This window comes from Occallatibacter savannae (assembly GCF_003131205.1).
Taxonomy (GTDB): Bacteria; Acidobacteriota; Terriglobia; order Terriglobales; family Acidobacteriaceae; genus Telmatobacter; species Telmatobacter savannae.
Genome location: NZ_QFFY01000002.1, coordinates 1 through 18,757 on the forward strand (window position 1 = coordinate 1; position 18,757 = coordinate 18,757).

Below are 18,757 nucleotides of genomic sequence, written 5' to 3' on the forward strand. Positions count from 1 at the left end.
TTCGCTTCTCCGATACAGAGTGTCATTCCGACCGCAGCGTAGCGGAGTGGAGGAACCTGCAGTTGTTCTTCCCGTCGCAAACCAAATTCCTCAACTTCCGAGTGGGCGTCGATAAGACAGTTGCGCTCAACAGTTCGCTTCTCCGATACAGAGCGTCATTCCGACCGGAGCGTAGCGGAGTGGAGGAACCGGCAGTTGTTTTTTCCGTCGCAAACCAAATTCCTCAACTTCCGAGTGGCCGGACCACTCTACCGTGACCACTTTTTAGCGAACAAAAAGATCACGAATCTCAGTGAGGACGTGAGGACGTAGGGAAGAAATGTGTTGTCCCCGCAGTCGCGAATGTCGTACCGAAATGAGGCTCTTCACCCCGCTTCACGTAGGGGACAAAAAGGCTGAGTGATTCGCCTGAGTAACGTTCCAGATTGAACCCTATGGCATCAGTCTTGATGCTGTCTCCGGGCGGAACCGTCAAACAGTCATAGCAAATTGCTGCGGCACGAATTTCGAGAGCGACGGCCTTTCTCTCAATCATTTCCGTCATCATGTTGATGAGAGTATGGGCGTCGGGAAACTCTTCACCCGAATCTGCAGCGATCCATCGGATCGTACCATCTGAATTCATCCATGCTCCAAATGGATGAAAGTCACCTTGTTTACGCAAGAGGGACTGTGCGAACGGGAGTAGGGAATCCACCAAAGCCTGGAGGTCAGGATGTGCCATATTCCTTTCTCCATGCTAATACCGTCGATCTGGACAGCCATGACTGGCGAGTTGCCGGCAACTCGAACCCTGGCGGATCTTGGATCGGTTTCGAGTCGCCCACAACATTCTCGGAATCAGCGGTAGACTTCTTGAAAGTCGAATCTTTTAGCGAGAACGACGTGGCGAAGGCACGAATAATAAACGAGGAAGACAGGCGAATGCGCTTGCCAGTCTGGGGATATGTCGCAATCCCGGTCGGCGCTTTTGTACTCTTTGCCTTGTTTGATCACTTTGGCAAGTTGGTTCTTGCGCGTCCTACTGTTTTTTCTATTTCGATAATCATCATCGCGGTTGCAATGAGATGGAAGCTGAAGGGGCCACGCTTGGTTTTGGATAACGATGGTTTCTCTCGCCGTACTTCACATCCCGCTGATTCTGTTTATTCCTTGGACAGCCAAATGGATACCAGTTCTCCTTATCATTCCAATCGGAATCGCGGATTTGTACGCGATGCTCTGGGTCGTTTCCGTTGTCAGAAGAATCATGAAGCGACCTAAGATTGCTTAACCTCATCCACCCTTGCGGATAAATCACCGGCCACCATCGTTTTGAGAGCAAGAAGTTGCCAAGTACCCCATCGCCGACTACTCGGGAACAAGGCACCATCCAGAGCGGTGGAAGGGCTGAAGCCATAGAATCCTGATGTGATCGCTGTTCATGACAACTCTGCATTTGAGTGGATTACGAGTGCTCGAACGGCCACTCCACATTCTGACGAAGTCCCTGCGACGAGCGGCGTGGAACTATCATGTGTATTACCGCTTCAGTTCGAGAGATACGCGAAAATCCTTCATAGACTCGATGGGCACTACGAGAACATTGACAACCCGCTCAGCAGCGAAGAGATCGCCATCCTCGGCTTGCCCGACTGTTCTATAGTCCGCGAACTGGTTATTCAGAAGCGCCGCTCCTCGGCCACATCGAGAATCTTTTGGAAGGAAGCAGCAAATGCTTTGGGAATTCCCTACGCGCCTCAGATCAAGCACAGATGGTTCTCGATCCGTTTAAAGCCGCATACAGAGTGCTGGCCAAGGTACATTTATGGGCCAGCAGGCGGAGCATTGGAAGCCGACGAATGCCGCGAACTCGTTTCCGTGCTGACGATGGCGACCGGAAAGCAAGAGTGCTACTTTCGCCTTGCGGAAATGCCATTCATCGCGACAGATCAAAACCTCCTCTTCACCGGCACGTTGAACGAGGTCGAAGATTTCTTCGTTAACGGCCAGTTCCAGTTCACGCCCGAATACTGGTGGTCACACGACCACTCGTGGTGTGTCTGCACGGACTACGACCTAGAGTTCACGCTCGTTGGTGGAACGTCAGCTCTCATCGAGCCATTACTGGAGAACAACGTGTTGGAATGCATCGAGGTCCCGTCTAATATCCGCGTAGACTACCTGACGCCTATTCCATAATGATCCACGGCGGACCTGTTCCGAGCGGATTACCGGCCAACCAGACACTGAGGTCAAAAACTTGCCCCTCTCCACAGGGGAGATGGCTGAAGCGCGCCCATTAGCCCCCTCACTGCTCTGGGATGATGCTGCTCTAGCATTCCATTAGCGGAAACATAACGTGGTACAGGTTGGGGGTATATCACTGTTTCCGGTGGGGGCATATCGTTACATCGAGTTGGGGGATTTGTTGTAATCCGCAGTTAAGGGTGGAGAACCAGTTGTAATGGTAAGCGGGCTTGTGGCTGACTGAACCACCGGATAGCTTTCGTGCAATCTTACTTGCAGATTGCAAGATTGAGGGGAATGAGTGCGGGCATTACGTTGTAAGGGAATGGAGACAAGTTGTTGAGTTGCTGACTCGGGTCCAAATTGGCGGCCATCCCGGACCCTTGCAGCGTTCGTGTTTCGTTAGCGCGGAACTTGGGCAACGCACGAGAGAAGAATTGCCCTGTTTGCGATGGCTCTTGGATCAATACGGAGTGCTTGTGATCGCAGTGATTCGGATCGCGTGGCCCATCTGATCCTCGGTCCAGGTTCGAGTCACCGCCTAACCGGAAGTTACAACGCGCTGCAAGGGCCCAGAGGATCTCGACAGTCGATCTCAACTCTGCACGCCTTCGTCCCGCTTAGCCCACAAACTCCTCATCGCGCTCGCCCGGCAATCGCCGACTACCTACCGCTCTCGCATGGTCATCCACCCGACATAGGCCAGAAACGAAATCGCCCCCAGCGAAAGCGCCCACCGCACCCAACCCGGCCACGCGCTCTGACGATGAAACGACATCGGCAGGCAAATCAATGCCGCCGTCAGGCACACCAGCCGATACGAAAGCGCAACATCGGCCAGCCCCAGCACCGCAAAAGCGAGCCCAATGAACCCAAGAATGTCCGCCCGGTTCGAGCCCGCCTTCTCTTGTTCTTCCATCCGTGGCAATGCTGACACGCGACAAATGCGCCAACAATGCGACTTTCGCGTTACAAAGGTAAGCCGGACAATAACTTGACCCGCGCTTCGCCCGCTCGGTACACACCTCCCTGTCTCACGAGAGGGGTTCACGTCACACCAAGTCAAGCCGCCAAGTACGTCCGAACAGACCTAAGTTGCTGATTCGAAGACTCTAGAAATTCGTGCCCGAGTTTGCAGTCTAATACGCTGATTTCGTCATACTTGAGATATGAATCCACACTTCAACAGGTCGAAGCGGTCTCTTGCTCCCTTCCTCCTTCGTTCCCTTGGTTCTTTGGTCCCTTGGTCCCTGACGCTAACCCCTTTGTTTTCAAACACAATGTGGTTAACTTCAATGGTTAGATACACTTAGCGCCGGTGTCGTTCCGTAAGTCATAGAAAGTAGAGGTACTTTGTCACAAGGGATAGGGGAGGGGGAGGGGGTAGTCACTGGTGCTGCGCACCATGCGGAAACCTCACATTCTGAACTGGAAGTATCAACCACGAATCGGCAGCCGGCGGCGCGCTGCGCCCGCCCTCTCCTCGTCTACACTAGGTAAGCCATGAATGCTGTTGTAGTTCGCGGCGAATGGGTCGGTCAGGTCATCGATGGAAGATACCCCCTCCTCGAGTGGCTCGGAGGATCCGCCGCATGCGGCGTCTTCCTCACCGAGCTCGATGGCCTGGGCTCCCAGAAAGCCGCCCTCAAACTCCTCCCGTCCTCGCCGCAGTCCGAAGATCGTCTCGCCGGTTGGGTCGCCGCTTCCAAACTCGCCCACCCCCACCTGGCTCGGATCCACCACTTCGGACGCACCGACGTCAGCGGGAACTCCTGCGTCTACCTGGTCTCCGACCTCGCCGAGGAATTGCTCTCGCAGATCATTCCCGAGCGTTCCCTCACCGGCGACGAAGCGCGACAAATGCTCGACCCCATTCTGAGCGCTTTGGACTACCTTCATAAGGCCGGCTACGTCCACGCACATCTCAAGCCATCCAACGTCCTCGTCGTTGAAAACGACATTCGGCTTTCCTCCGATGCGCTGGTCGCCATCGGTCACCCCATCTCGGATATCACCAACGACCTGCACAACGCTCCAGAGCTCGCCACCGGTCCTGCCGACCCCCGCTCCGACATCTGGTCGCTTGGCGTCACCCTGGTCGAAGCTCTTACGCAGCAGCTCCCCATCTGGGACGCCGCTGCCGACGCCGAGCCTGTTGTGCCTGGGTCCATCCCGGCACCCTTCGCCGAGATCGCGCGTCAGTGTCTCCAACCCGAGCCCGAACGCCGCTGCACCGTATCCGGTATTCGGTCTCTGCTCGAACCTCCCCAAAAGCCGGTCGCCGCACGGTCGACCCCGGCCGTACCACCCCCGGCCGCGACATCTGCTCAAAGCCGTATTCCCGACAAACCTCTGCCCGCGCGCATGCCCTTTCTTCCGCTTGTCATCGGCTTCCTGCTTCTCGTGGCGATCATCATCGGGCTGCGAATACATAGCCGCAAAGCAACAGCGACCGCTCCTCTTCAGCCTGAAACTGCGCATCAGGCTCCGCCTCGGGAACTCGAATCGAAGCCCGCTCAACCGGAAACGCAGGAAGCGTCGAGGCCCGCGCCGCAAACCGTGGCGCCCGCACCCCCGGCCGGCACCGCACACGCGAGCTCTCGACCCTCCTCAGACGGTGAGGTCCTCACCCGCGACATTCCCAACGTTCCGCAGCGCGCCAGCAACACGATTCACGGCACGGTGAGCGTTGCCATTCGCGTTGATGTCGATGCAGGCGGCGCAGTCAGCAGCGCCGAGTACGCAACGCGCGGCCCCAGCGCCTACTTTGCGCGCATCGCTCTCGAGTCTGCGCGCAAATGGAAATTCAAACCGCCGCAACAGGACGGCCGCGCGGTTCCCGCTTCCTGGCTGTTGCATTACAAGTTTCGCCGCGGCGGCGTTGATGTCACGCCGATTCAGACAAGACGCTAGCAAAGAAGCAAACGGCAAGAACGGGAATAGTCGAAAGAGCAACCATAAGGTTGCTCTTCGGAATCAGTCACCCGCGAGTTGCTCGAGCAGTGCATCGAAGTCCGCGATGTTCGCGTACTCGATGATCACGCGACCGCGACCGCTTTTGTCCTCGATGTGAACCTTGAGGCCGAGCGCGCGTTGCAGCCGCTCCGCCACCTCTTTCACGTTCGGGTCCACCTCGGGCTCTGGCTTCGCTTCCTTCTTGTTCTTCTCCGGGTTCAGCATTCCCTGAACAAGACTCTCAGTTTGGCGAACAGAAAGCGAAAGATTCGCGACTCGCTGAGCCGTCTTTTCCAAATCCGGATGGAACTTCAATCCCATCAATGCTTTAGCATGACCAAAGCTCAACTGGCTCGTTTCCACGAGCTTCTGGATACTCTCCGGTAAACTCAACAATCTAAGATAGTTAGATACCGAAACGCGATCCTTTCCAGTTCGCGTCGCAATCTGTTCCTGCGTCATATGAAACTCGCGCGAAAGACGCTCGAACGCGCGCGCCTGCTCCATCGCATTCAGGTCCGCTCGTTGCAAGTTCTCGACGATTGTGATCTCGAGAGCCTGCTCATCGGAAACCTGCCGCAAAATGGCCGGAATCGTCTTCTTGCCGGCGAGCTTCGAGGCTCGCCAGCGGCGCTCGCCTGCAATGAGCTGAAATCGGCCGTTCGCCTGCGGCCGAACCAGGATCGGCTGCACGACACCGTTGGCGGTAATCGATGCTGCCAGTTCGGAGAGCTCTGCTTCATCGACATGCGTTCGAGTCTGGAATGGATTGCGATCGACGTCGTCGACTGGGATCTCGCGCGGCTTGCCGCTGTCCGTTTCCGCGGCGGGAGCTGGAGCTTGAACAGGCGCTGGAGGTGGAGTTTGCTGAACGCGAGGCAGTAGCGAATCCAGCCCTTTGCCGAGGGCGCGACGTTTGCTGTCAGCAGTTGCGGTGGTCATTCAAGAGTACCTCGACATCAGTTTCGAAATAGAGCTATGGATCTAATTTGGTTCGGGCACGTGGTGCGCGTGCCGCTCAGGAGTAAGGCCAGAAGCGTACTTCGGTTTTGGTCTTGGATTTCGCTGCGACTTTCCGCTCGAGCGCCTTTGGGCTCTCGATTCGATTGCGGGCCAGGAATTCGCCGGCGAGTTCGAAGTAGGCTTCGGTGCCGCGGGAGCGAGAGTCGTAGAGGGCCACAGGCTTGCCGTGGCTAGGGGCTTCTGCCAACCGGATGTTCCGGGGAATGACGGTGATGAACATGCGATCGCCGAAGTGCTGGCGAAGAGTCTCACGAACCTGCTGGGCAAGGTTGGTGCGATCGTCGTACATGGTCAGGAGGACGCCTTCGATCTGGATGTCGTGGTTGAAGGCGGCGCGAACTCGCTCGAGGGTCGAGATCAGCTCTGTGATTCCTTCGAGAGCGAAGTATTCGGCCTGCATGGGAACGATGAGGGCATTGGCGGCGACCAGGACGTTAAGGGTAAGGAGGTCGAGCGCAGGAGGGCAGTCGAGGATGACGAGATCGTATTTGTCTTTGACAGCGGCCAGGGCGTGCCGGAGGCGGACGGCGCGGTCTTCGGCGGTAGCAAGTTCTATGTTTGCGCCGGTCAGGTTTTTGGATCCCGGGAGAATAGAGAGATTTTCGACTGTGGTAGGCAGGATGACCTGTGCGGCATCGGAGTCGCCGACGAGGACGTCGTAGATGGAGTGGCGGTTGTCATCTCGGCCGATCCCGAGGCCGGAAGACGCATTTGCCTGAGGGTCGCAGTCGACGAGGAGGACTTTCAAGCCTTCCAGTGCGAGACAGGCGGAAAGATTGATAGCAGTGGTGGTTTTGCCGACTCCACCCTTCTGATTGACCACCCCTAAAATCTTTCCCATGGCTTTTCAGGTTAAAGGAAGGGGCCGTTTCTCTGCTTCTGTGCATCTGTGGAGAAACCGGAAAGGCTGTGGAAAGGTAAATTGGAGGGAGTTGGTCGGCGAGTAGATGTGGCGCGTTATGAGAGAGATATGCCACGGGGAAGCAGCGCGAAAAATTTAGAGGAACTGAAGGCAACCCAGTGGAAAACTGTGGTCCGCGGGTTGCGGCGCATTCATATGTGAGTGTTCCACGTGGAACATTGCAATAGGTGCGGGGTGGTCAAATTATGTCATCGCACATGCGCGGCGTTCCACGTGGAACATGTCTCGGTCAAACCTGAAATGTTCCACGTGGAACACTCACCTAGATCGCACTCGTCGTCGCTGCAGCCTGCGCCATCAGAAGAAGCCGCTGCTCTGAGCCGGGTAGATCAATCTGTATCCATTCGGGCTTGAGTACCGGTCCAGCCGCTTTCTGTACTTCTTCCATGCTGGTTCGAGTAGTAAGAGCAACCAGCCATCCACCGTTTTGCAGTAGACGGGCACCCGTCGCGGCCGCGATACTCATTCGATCCACGGCCCGCAATGTCACGCAATCGAATTTTGCGGTGATAGTCTCCGCGCGGCATGCCAAGACCTTCGCGCCAATCCCGAGCGATCGCACGGCCTCGTGAAGAAAAGCCGCCTTTTTGGTCTGCGATTCCACAAGCATGACCGCAATCTCCGGCCTGCAGATCGAGATCGGGATGCCGGGGAAACCGGCTCCACTCCCGAGATCTAGAAGCGAATGTACTTCCTGCGGGACCGCCCGAGCGCACGCGATGCATTCGACGAAGTGTGTCCGCAAGATCTCCGCCCGACTGCGAACCGCCGTCAGATTCATGCGCGCATTCCACTTCATCAGAAGATCGAGATAGCTGTTGAACTGAACTTCCTCAGCTGCAGAAAGCGGGGCGAGGCCCAATGTTCCGAGCAGCGCATTCAGGCCAAAAAGTGAGTGGTGCTGTTCGTTCACCGAGCGGCCTCTGCAACGGTTGATGGCGCTGGCTGCCACCGAGATGCGGCGTCGACGAAAGACTTGAAAATGGCACGAGATAATGGCTTAGCGGCGAATGTGCGCTCTGGATGCCATTGAACCCCGAGCACGAACTGGCCTAAAGCGTCGATCTCGACAGCTTCAATCACACCATCCTCACCTGAAACTGCACTCGCCGTAAGCCTGTCGCCCAGTCGAGCGATCGCCTGGTGATGGCTGGAATTCACGAAGTCGGTTGCTTCACCTTTGTCGTTCAACAGCTGCAACATGGAACCTTCCTCGATCTGGATCAGGTGAGCATCGATCACATCGCGCCCGGGCGCATGGTCGACCGAACTTACGGCAGGAAGGTGTTGGATGAGCGTGCCGTTGAGCCAGACATTCAGTGTCTGCATACCGTGGCAGATTGCGAGGATGGGCTTGTGAAGATTAAACGCGTCCTGAAGCAACAGCTCATCGACAGCAGCACGCTCCGGATCTGAGGGGCCACACTCTGGAATGCGAGAGTCGCCGTAGCGTTCCGGATCTACGTCGAATCGACTTCCGGGTAGCAACACTCCCTGAGTGCCTGCCAGCAGTTGAGCGACGCGGTCCTGCCGCTCGTGGAGGGGAACCAGAGTTGGTATGGCGCCACATGCCTGCAGTGCCGCAATATAGGGCGGCAGCGAACGGGTGTTGTATTCCGGGTCCCTTGATGTGGGCTCAGGTATGGCTATACGAATCGGCATTGATCAATCTTACAAGCGGTCGGGAAGTTGAAACGCGAAGGTGACTACCCCCTCCCCCTCCCCTATTCTTTGTGACAAAGTACTCTGTTTTCTGCGACTTACGAGACGGCGGACGTTCTAAGTGTATCTAAACAATGGACTTAGCCACAAGGTGTTTGAAACTAAATGACTTAGGTGCAGGAACAAGGGAACGAGGGTACAAGAGATGTGGATTCATATCTCAAGTATGACGAAATCTGCGTATTAGACTGCAAACTCCGGCACGAAATTCTAATGGCTTTGAATCAACAACTTAGGGTAGATCGGACCTGCTTCGCCGCTTGACTTATGTGAGGTGCACCCCTGCAATGAGACGGTCTTGTCCCTGCTCAGGCGCGTTTCGACGGGACATCTCGGCGGGTCAGGAGCGTATTTAACCGATCGGTAAATGGACTAGGAATCGGTCCGCTCCGGCTCCCATTGGTCCTTGAGGTCGCGATCGATCCAGTCTTCGTGATCTTTCCGCTTGTCGCGTTCGCGCCGTTTCTCCTCTTCGTCTCGCTCTTCTCGTCCGTCGCTCACTGCGATTCCCTCTGCTTCTGAGTCTAAGCGGTTTTCGGAGGACCTTTTCGGTCCAGGCTGTTTGCGTATTGAGCTTGGCCCCTGAATGGGAGAAACGTCCCTCAGCGCTGAAAGCCGCGCTCATTTGAGCCACTTGGAGGTACGACTTGAAAGTCGTGGCCCGATGCACCGTCCCTACAGGACTTAAATCGACTACCTATCTACGAACCCCCGCGCTGAAGCGCGGGGCTAACAACCTTTGCGCGTAACGGCGCGTTCCGGCACGACTAAAGTCGTGTCCTGACGCATCTTGCTGACGGCCATCGTGGTCGTGATTTGAGGAGTTGGCTCAGTGCAGTAACTGAAGCATGGTGATGTTTGGTGGTTTCGGTAGACTTCGGCTGGGCAGGGGCTATAAAGCCCATCTCTGATTTGTGCTGTACCTTCGGCATGACTGAACAGCTTGCTGAGAAATGCGCCGGTCTTGCCAGGACTCATCGAAACCGTCCCGCAGCGGCTAAAGCCGCGCTCTATTTGCAGCGCTTATCGGCACAGATGAATCTGTGCCCTTTCAAAACCCAGTTGTTTCGGACTTTTGCAGCAAGCTGTGAAGTCGTGCCCTGACGCTTTTTGCTGACGGCCATTTGTGGTCGTGAATTGCCGAACCGAGACAGATGCAGGCAGCCTTTTAGAATCGAGCTGGGGTGGAGCGTGCTGGCCGGATCAAGCAAAGGTCGGTTTTTCCTATCGATTGCGATCTGTGCGCAGGCGGCAACCGATGACGAGCGACTCCAGAAGGCTCTGTTAGAGATCGCCGATCGCGACCCTGAAATCAGAGTGCATTGTGAAGCGCCTGGGATCACTCACATTGTCGAGGCAGAGAGCAAAGCGCGCCTGGATTCGGTCTGTGATCGCATCCGCAACCATTACGTTGCAATTCGCGTTGATGGACCCCGGCCCGTTCTGCTCGAGACGATTCGGAATATCGGCGAAGGAGAAGGAAAGTACATTCGGCAGGTGGGCGGCTCCGGGAACTATGGACACTGCAGGTTGCGGCTCGAGCCAAGAGCGCGGGGTGAGGGCTACTCCTTTGCGAGCCTGGTTGGCGGTGACCTGCCCGACGCTTTTGTGAAAGCGGTGGATCGCGGAGTGCAGAGCGCGATGCTATCGGGTGTTGTGAGAGGGCATCCGGCAGTTGATTTAGCTGCGTATCTCGTACACGGGAGTTACCATGCTGAGGACTCGAACCCAGAGGCGTTCGAAATTGCAGGCGCAACGGCGTTTCGCAATGCTGCGAGGGCGTGCTCGCCTGTCGTGCTCGAACCCATAGTGATCGCTTCATACGAAGTACAGAAAATGTGGGCGGAAACGATTGAGCATGCAGTGGGCCGGCGTGGCGGACGCATCGCCAGCATCAAGCCTGTTTTCTGCGATGAGAACGGAGTCTCTATCTCTTCCAAGGGCTTCGCGAACGTGCAGAGCCAGATGCTGAACGATTGGCTTACGGCCAGAGAGTGGACGGAGATCACGGCCATTTTGCCGCTCTCTGGACTTCTTACCGCGCCGTTCAGCAGGCTTGGGATCTTGACGGCGAGATTGGTGAGCTATGAGCCCGTGGATGAGTCTGAAGACGAGGGCACGGCGGGGATCACTGTGAACAAGCCGACACCTCCGAGACGCGGCAGCAGTGGTGAAGCGGTTCGACCAGAGGAGGACGATTGAACTGGGATTGAACGAGTGGCGATGAAGCCTGGCGCGGAGGCTGCGCGAAGCGGAGACAGGGGTACAATGCTTGGTTGCAGAGTCGGTGACATTGTTGTTTCCGGTGAAGGTTGAGCTCCTCAGCAAGGGAGAGAGATGAAGCATTTGAGCGTTGTTGCCATAGTTGCGCTGTCCGTCCTTGTTTCCTGGTCAAGATTCATCGCCACCGGATTTGCCCAGACAGACCCATCGTCAAAAGCACCGCAATCGAGCGGCGATTATGTATTTCGTTCGACGGTGCGTCGAGTTCCGATTGATGTGGTGGTGCAGGACAAGGACGGCAAGCCGGTACGAGGGCTTAAGCAGAGCGACTTCAAAGTGCAGGAGGATGGGAAGGATCAGCGGGTGCTGACGTTTGACGCGTCAGATGGAACCGCTGCTGCATTCGTTCCGCCGAAGCTGCCGCCGATGCCGCCGAATACGTTTGTAGATATGCCGCGAGAGCCGGAGCGCGGGCCGCTGTACATCCTCTACTACGACATGGTGAACACGTCGCAAGAAGATCAGATGTCGTTTCGCGCGGAGCTGCTGAAGTTTGTGGACAATGCGGCGCCGGGTACGCGGATCGCACTGTTTGTGAATGCGAAGGGTCTACACATGCTGCAGGGGTTCACGACGGATCACGCGCTGCTGCGGGAGGCGATTTTGCGGAAGGGGCCGCCGCCTTCGATACCGGATGTGTTTTTGTTTGGGGAAACGTTCGGGAGGTATGACGCGGGCGCGGCGCTGGCGAATTTCAATTTCATGGCGGAGTATCTGGCCGGCTTGCCGGATCGGAAGAATCTGATCTGGCTGGCGAGCTATTTTCCGATTCCGGTGGGACCGACGGTGGTGGGGACGGATACGACGAAGCCGTCATCACCACCCATGCCGGGGAGTGTGGGCGGGATGGGCGGGCCGGCGACGCTGGACTTGTCGGAGCTGCTACGGGACAGGATTCGAAACACGTATGCTTCGCTGATGCGCAGCCGGGTGGCGCTCTATCCGGTAAGCCTGTCGGGGGTTACAGGAAGCAATGACGCGGTTGTTGTGGGAGGCGGGGATGCGATCGTGGATCGGCAGAACCTGGATTCGATAGCAGCATCGACGGGAGGACGCGCCTTCTACGGGAATAATCGCTCGGGAGAGCTGATTGAAAAAGCGGTGGAGCACGGGGAGAGCTACTACACGCTGAGCTATGCGCCGCAGAATGCGAACTTCGATGGATCGGAGCGGCGGATTCATGTTGCGCTGGCGGATGACGGCAAGAAGTATCGGCTGACGTATCGGAGTGTGTATTACGCGGTGTCAGATGATGCGGTGCAGAATGCACACAAGAAGGATGTGGTGCAGCAAAGGTTCCTGGCGGCGAAGGCAGCCGATACGTTGTATGCGACGGCGGAGCACGGGGCGCCGATGATCCATGACCTGCTGTTCATCGCGCATATGTCGGCTGTGGGTGAGCCGAGGACGGCGACAGCGGAGGAAATGCGAGCGCTGGAGGATTCGCCGGCATTCTTCCGCACTCGCAAGCATAACCAAAACCCGAAACCGCTAGCGCCGGTGAAGCTGCAGCAGTACGTGATCAACTATGACGTGATTGATCCGGCGCTGCGGGCGGCGGCGATGAGGAAGCAGCAGCCGACTGTGCTGGAGTTTGCAGCGGCCGCGTACGCGAATGATGGCACGATGCTGAACAGCATTTTAAACAAGGGCGAGATTTCGAACGGGGCTCGGCCCGAAGGGAAAGTGGATCACCGGTTCCAGGCGGTGCAGGAATTGCAGGTGCCTCCGGGGGCGGCGTATATCCGGGTGGTGGTGCGGAATACGGCGAACGACCGGACAGGGGCGCTGGAGGTGAGGCTGCCGTTGAAGCCGCAGGTGGAGAGGGCGGCGGTGAAGTAGGCGGCGGCCTGGTATCCCATGTCTCCAACAGCGGGAGACCCTTCGACAAGCTCAGGGCAAGCTATGGGGCACCCGAGTTTCTTGTCTTCTGCTGATTCCCCGGTCCCCAGGTGCGAGGGATCGGGGGCACCCAGCCTAGGAATTGACGACTACTTTACCGTGGGGCCGTAGTCGGCGTGGTTGGTGGTTTTGAGGGATTCGGATTTGGAGCCCTGGAGGTCGAAGAGCACGATCTCGTTCTGGCCGGTGCGGAGCCAGGGGCCGGGCGTGTAGAGCGTGAACTGGGGGCCGATGGACCAGAAGCGGCCGAGAGGTTTGCCGTTGAGGAACGCGACGCCTTTGGAGAGGGTGTGCGTGTCCAGAAATGTGTCCGGAAAAGTGTCGGGGATCGGGGTCTTTGCACCGGATGATGACTGCGCTGTGAGTGAGTAGCGGTAGAAGCAGGGGCCTTCACACGGGGCTTGCGTGAAGTGGAGTGCGGCGAGGTCGGAGATCGGCAGGGAGTAGATCTGCCAGTGCTGCGGCTGCTGATTTCCGATGGTGACGGACCCGGTGATTCCCTTGCGCTCGGTGCGAATCACTTTGGTGAAGTTCACGCGGCCTGAGTTTTCGACGAGGATGTCGAGCGTAGTTTTGCTGAGGGTTGGCGGAAGAGCGAGGCTGGACTGGCCGAGACGGCGATCGAGGGTGCCGATGAGTTTGCGGTCGATGTAGATCTGCGCGTAGTCGTGGAGGCCGTCGATGGTGAGTTGGCCGGAAGCGCCGTTGGGGATTTCGGTGCGGTAGAGGATGTAGCCGTAAGACTGATCGAGGTCCTCCATGGTGAGGAGTTTGTCGGATTCGAGGGGTGCGGGGAGATTGGACCAGAGCGAGGCGGATTCGGGGTGGGGCGAGACGGGGTAGGTTTGCGCCGGGATTGAGGGCGGGATGGTGGGCGGAGTCTCGGCGGTGACGCGGGTGATGGCTTCGCGGAAGGCGGTGAATTTGGGCGTGGGCTGGCCGCTTTCGTTGAGGGGCGCGTCGTAGTCGTAGCTGGTGGTGTCGGGCTCGTAGTTGGAGCCGTTGCTGTTGGCGCCGTTCATGAACCCGAAACTCGTGCCGCCATGGAACATGTACATGCTGACGGAGTAGCCCTGTTGGAGCATCCACTCGTATTCGGAGGCGTTGGCGGCTACGGCGGTGGTGTGGTGGTGCTCGCCCCAGTGATCGAACCATCCGGCCCAGTATTCGCCGGTCATATAAGGGCCCGTGGTGCGGAGCTTCTTGAGGGTGTCGAAGGCTTGTTTGGCGTCGCCGGTGCCGAAATTGATGACGGCCGGGAGTTCGGGGAGGGAGCCGTTGGGTACCTGCTCGGGGCCATCGGCGGTGTAAAGGAGCGTGTCAGGTGCAGCGAGGCCTGATTTGAGGAGCCCGTCCTTGACCGCTCTCATGTAGGAGTGGTCGTTGCCGAAGGAGCCGTACTCATTTTCGACCTGGATGGCGATGATGGGGCCGCCATTGTGGAGCAGGAGCGGCGAGAGCTCTTTGGAAAGGCGCGCGAACCACTCGTTCATGGCGGCGAGGTATTTGGGATCGGTGGAGCGGAGGGTGAGATTGCGATCTTTGAGGAGCCATGAGGGGTAGCCACCGAGATCCCACTCGGCGCAGACGTAGGGGCCGGGGCGGAGTATGACGTTGAGGCCCTCCTGCTGGGCTTCGCGGATGTACTCGGCGACGTCGTTCTGGCCGGCGAAGTCGTAAACCCCCGGGCGGGGCTCGTGGAGGTTCCAGAACACGTAGGTGGTTATGGTGTTGAGTCCCATAGCGCGGGCCATCTGGAAGCGGTTGCGCCAGTAGGCGCGCGGCACGCGGGGGTAGTGCATTTCGCCGGAGAGGATCTGGTAGGGCTTGCCGTCGTATTGGAATTGGCCGCCCACGACGGCGAAGGTGTGGGAGGCCGTCTCAGGCTTGCCGGCAACAGCCGGGACCAGATGCGACGACAGTTCGACTTCGCTCAGCACAGGGTTGAGGACGCGCGAGGGAGAAAACACCGATGCAGCCAGAAACACAGGGACAAGCAAAGCGGAGCGCATGCGGGCAATGATAACCGTCTGCAGCGCAGATGCGGAGGCGGGCGCGAAACGAGATGTCGCTTCTGATCAGGGTGGGAGAAAGGAAGCCGTCCGCCGTGGAGGGCGAGAAGTGGCCAGCTTCGCAGAGGGTTTGAGCGCGCCTTTTCGTTGGGGGCAATCTGCTGCTAAACTTAAGGCTGACCTGCGAAGGCGCGTAGCTCAGTTGGTTAGAGCGCTTCCTTGACACGGAAGAGGTCGTTGGTTCGAATCCAATCGTGCCTACCATTCTTATCAATCACTTACAGATCTTGAGAATGGTCGACAGGTGAGATCTCACCTGCAAAACGTCACCTGTTCACCTGCAAGACCCCCTCTGACATGCCCTGACTGCTTCCTTTTGCGCGCGCTTCAGCGGCCTCACTGAACCGTCTGCGAGCCAGACTGAATAGCGCGCATGATGGAGTCTTGAGCCGCCATCATGGACGCATTCACCTGGTGCGCGTAGAGCCCAAGTGTCGTTGAGACGTTCGCATGGCGAAGCAGCCCTTGCACTGTCTTCACGTCCGTTCCTTGATTGACCAGCCAGCTTGCCAGTCCATGGCGGAAATTGTGGAACCCGAACCGCTGGCCCTTTCTCAGCTTTACCCCGGCAGCGATGGCCGCCGGGCGAAGATGATCCGAAGTGAGCACACTACTCGATCTCGGTTGCCGTCCCTTCGTTCTCGTACTCGCGAAGATCCAGTCCGTCGGCCGAGCGTGCACCGTCTCTCGTTGCCAGTTGCGCAGGCAGTCGGCCAAAAGATCGGTGAGTGGTACAGGGGCCGCGGAGTCGTCCGTCTTCATGCGTTCCACTACCGTGTCCCGAACCCAGACCCGACGAAGGTTGATTTGCTTAGAGTGGTAATCAATGTCCTCCCACTTCAAGCCCATCGCCTCGCTGATACGAATCCCCGTTGCTGCCACCAGAATCACAAGCGTCTGCTCCATGCCGGAGAGAAGCGCGAAGATCTTGGCGGCCGTTGCGGGATCCACCACGATTGGTTTGTAGCTGGACTTCGCCGATTGCTCAACCCAACGTACCGGATTCGACGATTCGCTGCGCGGCACCAGACCGTACTTCTGCGCCCGTGTGTAGATGACGGACATAATGCGCCGTATCTTGTCCTTCGTCGGGTTCGAGCGCGCGATCGAAGCGAGCCACTGTTCGATTGCGAGCGGCTCGATCTCGAGTGCAAGACTCTTTCCCCAACGAGGCAGCAGGTAGTCATCGATGTAGTGCTGAACCGTGTATTGAGTTGTGACCGCCAACTTCGTCATACCGTTCTCCCGATAGCTGGCGGCGAGATCGCCGAAGGTGAGCCGGCCAGCTGCGACTAGCTTTTGGTCGACAAGTTGTGGTTTGAGGTGCCTCCGATCGATCTCACGCCAAGCGTCTTTGTCGGATCGAAAATCAGCCACTGCGCCTATCACCCGCGTGTGCTCGACTCTCTTTCCGGTCTCCGGCTTGAGAACGTACCAGTGATACACCCAGACTGGACCAGTCTTCCTGCGTTGCTCTTTAGTAATCCATCCCCGTTGCGCCATTTCAGATGTCTCCTTGTGGCGCTGGAGACTGCCTGCAATCGATTATTTCCCAATCGCACGAATAGGAACACATTATTTTGATTCCGGACGTCGGAGCTTCGCATCGGAAGATCCTTACCTGCTAGATTCAACTTCTCTCGCGATCTCGCTCAGTCTGAATCGCCATGTGCGCCGCGCACCGGTTCCGAGCGGGTGCCCAGGAATCTGCCCCGCACGCGCCATTTCGAGCAGCCGGCGAGGCTTGATGCCGAGGAACTCAGCCGCTCGAGTCGCATCGACGAATGGTTCAGGATTTAAGTTCTCGTTCACCCAGGCTCCTCCAGAGGCCCTTTCAGCAATGCCGCATCGCTACGCGCGAGAAACAAACGCTAGTTTCCCTTCTCTACCTCACGTTCAGAGAATCCTACGGGCCAGCGCTTTCGGACCTGCACCGATTCTGCCGTTTTGGGTGTTCCGTGAATAGACGGTTGGGATAGAGAAGACTCAGGTGGGAATTCTCAGGAATGGGTAGGTGAGTTCTGCATCACTGCCGCGAACCGTACACCCGAGACACAAGCGCATCTTCACGCCTGAGCAGCAACTGCTCCTTCGCCACCGAATGGAAAAAGCTGAGCGCGCCAAATTGGGTTCAACCGCGTGCGCCGCTCAACTTACATTCAATCTCTTTCAAGTGCCGAGTGATCCAGGATCTAGTAATCTGGCCGTTCGAATTTCTAACAACCCATCCCCAACGGTCACCCATTCGATTGCGCCGTCTGGGATCCCATTGCGCTGCCAACGCTGCTGCCGCCTCAATTTTACGGCCCAATTCACGTTCGCGGCCCTCTCTCGTGCTCCGAACCCGAACCTGAGACTTATGCTCGGCACAGAATTCGCCGTACCTTTGTGCCAGGGTTCGCTTGCGCAGTCGCTTACGGAGAAAGTACCGCCCGCACTTCGAGCACTTGGATAGCAACTTCCGCCCGTCGATTGTTTGGAAAAGCTGGAACCACTTCGCAGCTCGAGCTTTGGTTGACAGCGGCGAATCACTTCCAGAGGGAGAACTGAAATCCAAAAAGAATTGGATCTCTCCTTCACCGTTCAGACTACGTAGCAACATAGACGAACTTAGCACTTCGTAACGGTCATACGACAGATCTGGCTTTCCATCCTCAATCCATCCATCGAAATGAGCATGGAGCAACTTCTGAAAACGCGAGCTTCTTGTCGCTGCCTTCGTTCGCTTCGTTGGCGCACGTTTCAACACGTCCTCGCCATTGAGCATGAGGACAAGGCTCTCCAGAATGTCCGCGTAGACGACAACCCTGTCATCGCGTTTTTCGGTGGAGAAGGTCACTTTTTGAGGACCATAACATCCCTATGGGGTATCTAAACACATCACCACGATAAGCTCAGTCCAGTCAACAATGAGAGGTGCTCGAGGAACAACGCTTGTTTTCTCGCGTGGCGATTTTACGTGAGGGCAGAATGGAATCGGCTACGATTGATCGGTTCGAGATCTGGGGACTCGCAGAGGCGCTCACAGTCGCCCAGGCGGCTTTGCTCATCATCGGAGTGGACCCAGATGGGGTGCAGTATTCGATCCAACACGCTAATCACCGCCCGGCCGGATTAGAGCCCGTCATGACTGCACTGGCTGTCGCGATAAACACTGGCAAGCTAAGGGCAACAGACAATGGAAGTGGCCGGCGTGATGAGAATCACAAGTGGCAGCTCCCAGTCGTTGGCGACTTCGATTGGCCCCATCGAGTCACAGTTTTGGTTTCAGACATCAAGGAGTGGTTGCGGCAGCGCGACTATCGAAGCACGTTCTTCCTTCCTGACCAAACCTCAGTCGATCACTCGTCTATCCCCCCCTACATGAATCCACACCATGAACATCGCGCACCAAAGCTCGTCGCTGCTATACGAGCGTGGGAAGCCGTAACGAACAAACCTGGCTTGCTGAAACACAAATCAGCGAAAGCGGCGATAACGAAGTGGTTGAAGGAACACGCCTCCGAGTTTGCGCTTGTCAAAGCCGATGGTAGCCCCAATGAGCTGGGGATCGAGGAGGTCGCGAAGGTCGCGAATTGGTCCCCGAAGGGCGGCGCCCCCAAGACGGAGTGACGACTCACAGCAACTTCGAAGATCATCCCTGACGTGT

The 18,757-nt window shown here is 57.3% G+C and carries 17 protein-coding genes and 1 tRNA gene; 7 read left to right on the forward strand and 11 right to left on the reverse strand.

What is annotated here, in order from left to right; all coding sequences use genetic code 11:
• Positions 1-289: 289 nt before the first annotated feature.
• Positions 290-724, reverse strand: a complete 435-nt coding sequence (locus tag DHV10_RS07575; RefSeq protein ID WP_162601295.1) for a hypothetical protein — start codon at positions 722-724, stop codon at positions 290-292.
• On the opposite strand from DHV10_RS07575, the gene DHV10_RS07580 reads away from it, so the two are divergent.
• The gene (locus tag DHV10_RS07580) at positions 718-1,263 is read left to right on the forward strand and encodes a hypothetical protein (RefSeq protein WP_109485764.1); all 546 of its coding nucleotides are present in this window, start codon (positions 718-720) and stop codon (positions 1,261-1,263) included. The two genes, DHV10_RS07575 and DHV10_RS07580, sit on opposite strands and share 7 nt — an antisense overlap.
• A 240-nt stretch (positions 1,264-1,503) precedes the next feature.
• Positions 1,504-2,181: a hypothetical protein gene (locus DHV10_RS07585; RefSeq protein ID WP_162601296.1), complete on the forward strand. Its 678-nt coding sequence runs from the start codon at positions 1,504-1,506 to the stop codon at positions 2,179-2,181.
• A 715-nt stretch (positions 2,182-2,896) separates the two neighbouring features.
• Here the strand turns inward: DHV10_RS07585 and DHV10_RS07590 are convergent.
• Entirely contained in the window at positions 2,897-3,148 is a 252-nt protein-coding gene (locus DHV10_RS07590) for a hypothetical protein (protein WP_109485766.1), read from the reverse strand.
• Positions 3,149-3,732: 584 nt separating this feature from the next.
• Between DHV10_RS07590 and DHV10_RS07595 the strand changes: the two genes are divergently transcribed.
• Positions 3,733-5,142, forward strand: a complete 1,410-nt coding sequence (locus DHV10_RS07595) for a serine/threonine protein kinase (protein WP_109485767.1) — start codon at positions 3,733-3,735, stop codon at positions 5,140-5,142.
• Positions 5,143-5,205: 63 nt separating this feature from the next.
• Here DHV10_RS07595 and DHV10_RS07600 read toward each other — a convergent pair whose 3' ends face one another.
• The 6 genes from DHV10_RS07600 to DHV10_RS27710 form a co-directional block, all read right to left on the reverse strand.
• Positions 5,206-6,126, reverse strand: coding sequence for a ParB/RepB/Spo0J family partition protein (locus tag DHV10_RS07600; RefSeq protein WP_109485768.1), 921 nt, complete (start codon positions 6,124-6,126; stop codon positions 5,206-5,208).
• Positions 6,127-6,202: 76 nt separating this feature from the next.
• Positions 6,203-7,048 carry a ParA family protein gene (locus DHV10_RS07605; protein WP_109485769.1) on the reverse strand — a complete coding sequence of 282 codons (846 nt, stop codon included), beginning with the start codon at positions 7,046-7,048 and terminating at the stop codon, positions 6,203-6,205.
• Positions 7,049-7,391: 343 nt separating this feature from the next.
• On the reverse strand, positions 7,392-8,042 hold the full coding sequence (rsmG, locus tag DHV10_RS07610) for a 16S rRNA (guanine(527)-N(7))-methyltransferase RsmG (protein WP_109485770.1): 651 nt from the start codon (positions 8,040-8,042) through the stop codon (positions 7,392-7,394).
• Positions 8,039-8,791 (reverse strand): gamma-glutamyl-gamma-aminobutyrate hydrolase family protein, encoded by a 753-nt coding sequence (locus tag DHV10_RS07615; RefSeq protein ID WP_109485771.1) that lies wholly within the window; start codon positions 8,789-8,791, stop codon positions 8,039-8,041. Before DHV10_RS07615 ends, rsmG begins: the two co-directional genes overlap by 4 nt.
• A gap of 432 nt (positions 8,792-9,223) precedes the next feature.
• Positions 9,224-9,352 carry a hypothetical protein gene (locus tag DHV10_RS27950; protein ID WP_275425898.1) on the reverse strand — a complete coding sequence of 43 codons (129 nt, stop codon included), beginning with the start codon at positions 9,350-9,352 and terminating at the stop codon, positions 9,224-9,226.
• 783 nt (positions 9,353-10,135) lie between these two features.
• Positions 10,136-10,375: a hypothetical protein gene (locus DHV10_RS27710; protein WP_239461556.1), complete on the reverse strand. Its 240-nt coding sequence runs from the start codon at positions 10,373-10,375 to the stop codon at positions 10,136-10,138.
• Between DHV10_RS27710 and DHV10_RS07620 the strand changes: the two genes are divergently transcribed.
• Together DHV10_RS07620 and DHV10_RS07625 are read left to right on the forward strand one after the other, a co-directional pair.
• On the forward strand, positions 10,349-11,053 hold the full coding sequence (locus DHV10_RS07620; protein ID WP_239461529.1) for a hypothetical protein: 705 nt from the start codon (positions 10,349-10,351) through the stop codon (positions 11,051-11,053). The two genes, DHV10_RS27710 and DHV10_RS07620, sit on opposite strands and share 27 nt — an antisense overlap.
• Before the next feature lie 135 nt (positions 11,054-11,188).
• Positions 11,189-12,976 carry a VWA domain-containing protein gene (locus DHV10_RS07625; protein WP_109485773.1) on the forward strand — a complete coding sequence of 596 codons (1,788 nt, stop codon included), beginning with the start codon at positions 11,189-11,191 and terminating at the stop codon, positions 12,974-12,976.
• A 149-nt stretch (positions 12,977-13,125) separates the two neighbouring features.
• On the opposite strand, the gene DHV10_RS07630 is transcribed toward DHV10_RS07625, so the two are convergent.
• Positions 13,126-15,048 (reverse strand): glycoside hydrolase family 35 protein, encoded by a 1,923-nt coding sequence (locus DHV10_RS07630; RefSeq protein WP_109485774.1) that lies wholly within the window; start codon positions 15,046-15,048, stop codon positions 13,126-13,128.
• 187 nt (positions 15,049-15,235) lie between these two features.
• Here DHV10_RS07630 and DHV10_RS07635 point away from each other — a divergent pair.
• Positions 15,236-15,312, forward strand: a tRNA-Val gene (locus DHV10_RS07635).
• A 132-nt stretch (positions 15,313-15,444) separates the two neighbouring features.
• Here DHV10_RS07635 and DHV10_RS07640 read toward each other — a convergent pair.
• Together DHV10_RS07640 and DHV10_RS28185 are read right to left on the reverse strand one after the other, a co-directional pair.
• Positions 15,445-16,611, reverse strand: a complete 1,167-nt coding sequence (locus tag DHV10_RS07640) for a tyrosine-type recombinase/integrase (protein WP_109485775.1) — start codon at positions 16,609-16,611, stop codon at positions 15,445-15,447.
• Positions 16,612-16,725: 114 nt separating this feature from the next.
• Positions 16,726-16,920, reverse strand: a complete 195-nt coding sequence (locus DHV10_RS28185) for a helix-turn-helix domain-containing protein (RefSeq protein WP_109485776.1) — start codon at positions 16,918-16,920, stop codon at positions 16,726-16,728.
• A 1,158-nt stretch (positions 16,921-18,078) separates the two neighbouring features.
• On the opposite strand from DHV10_RS28185, the gene DHV10_RS07655 reads away from it, so the two are divergent.
• A complete protein-coding gene (locus DHV10_RS07655) occupies positions 18,079-18,720 on the forward strand; it encodes a hypothetical protein (RefSeq protein ID WP_109485778.1) in 642 nt (213 codons plus the stop codon).
• Positions 18,721-18,757 lie beyond the last annotated feature (37 nt).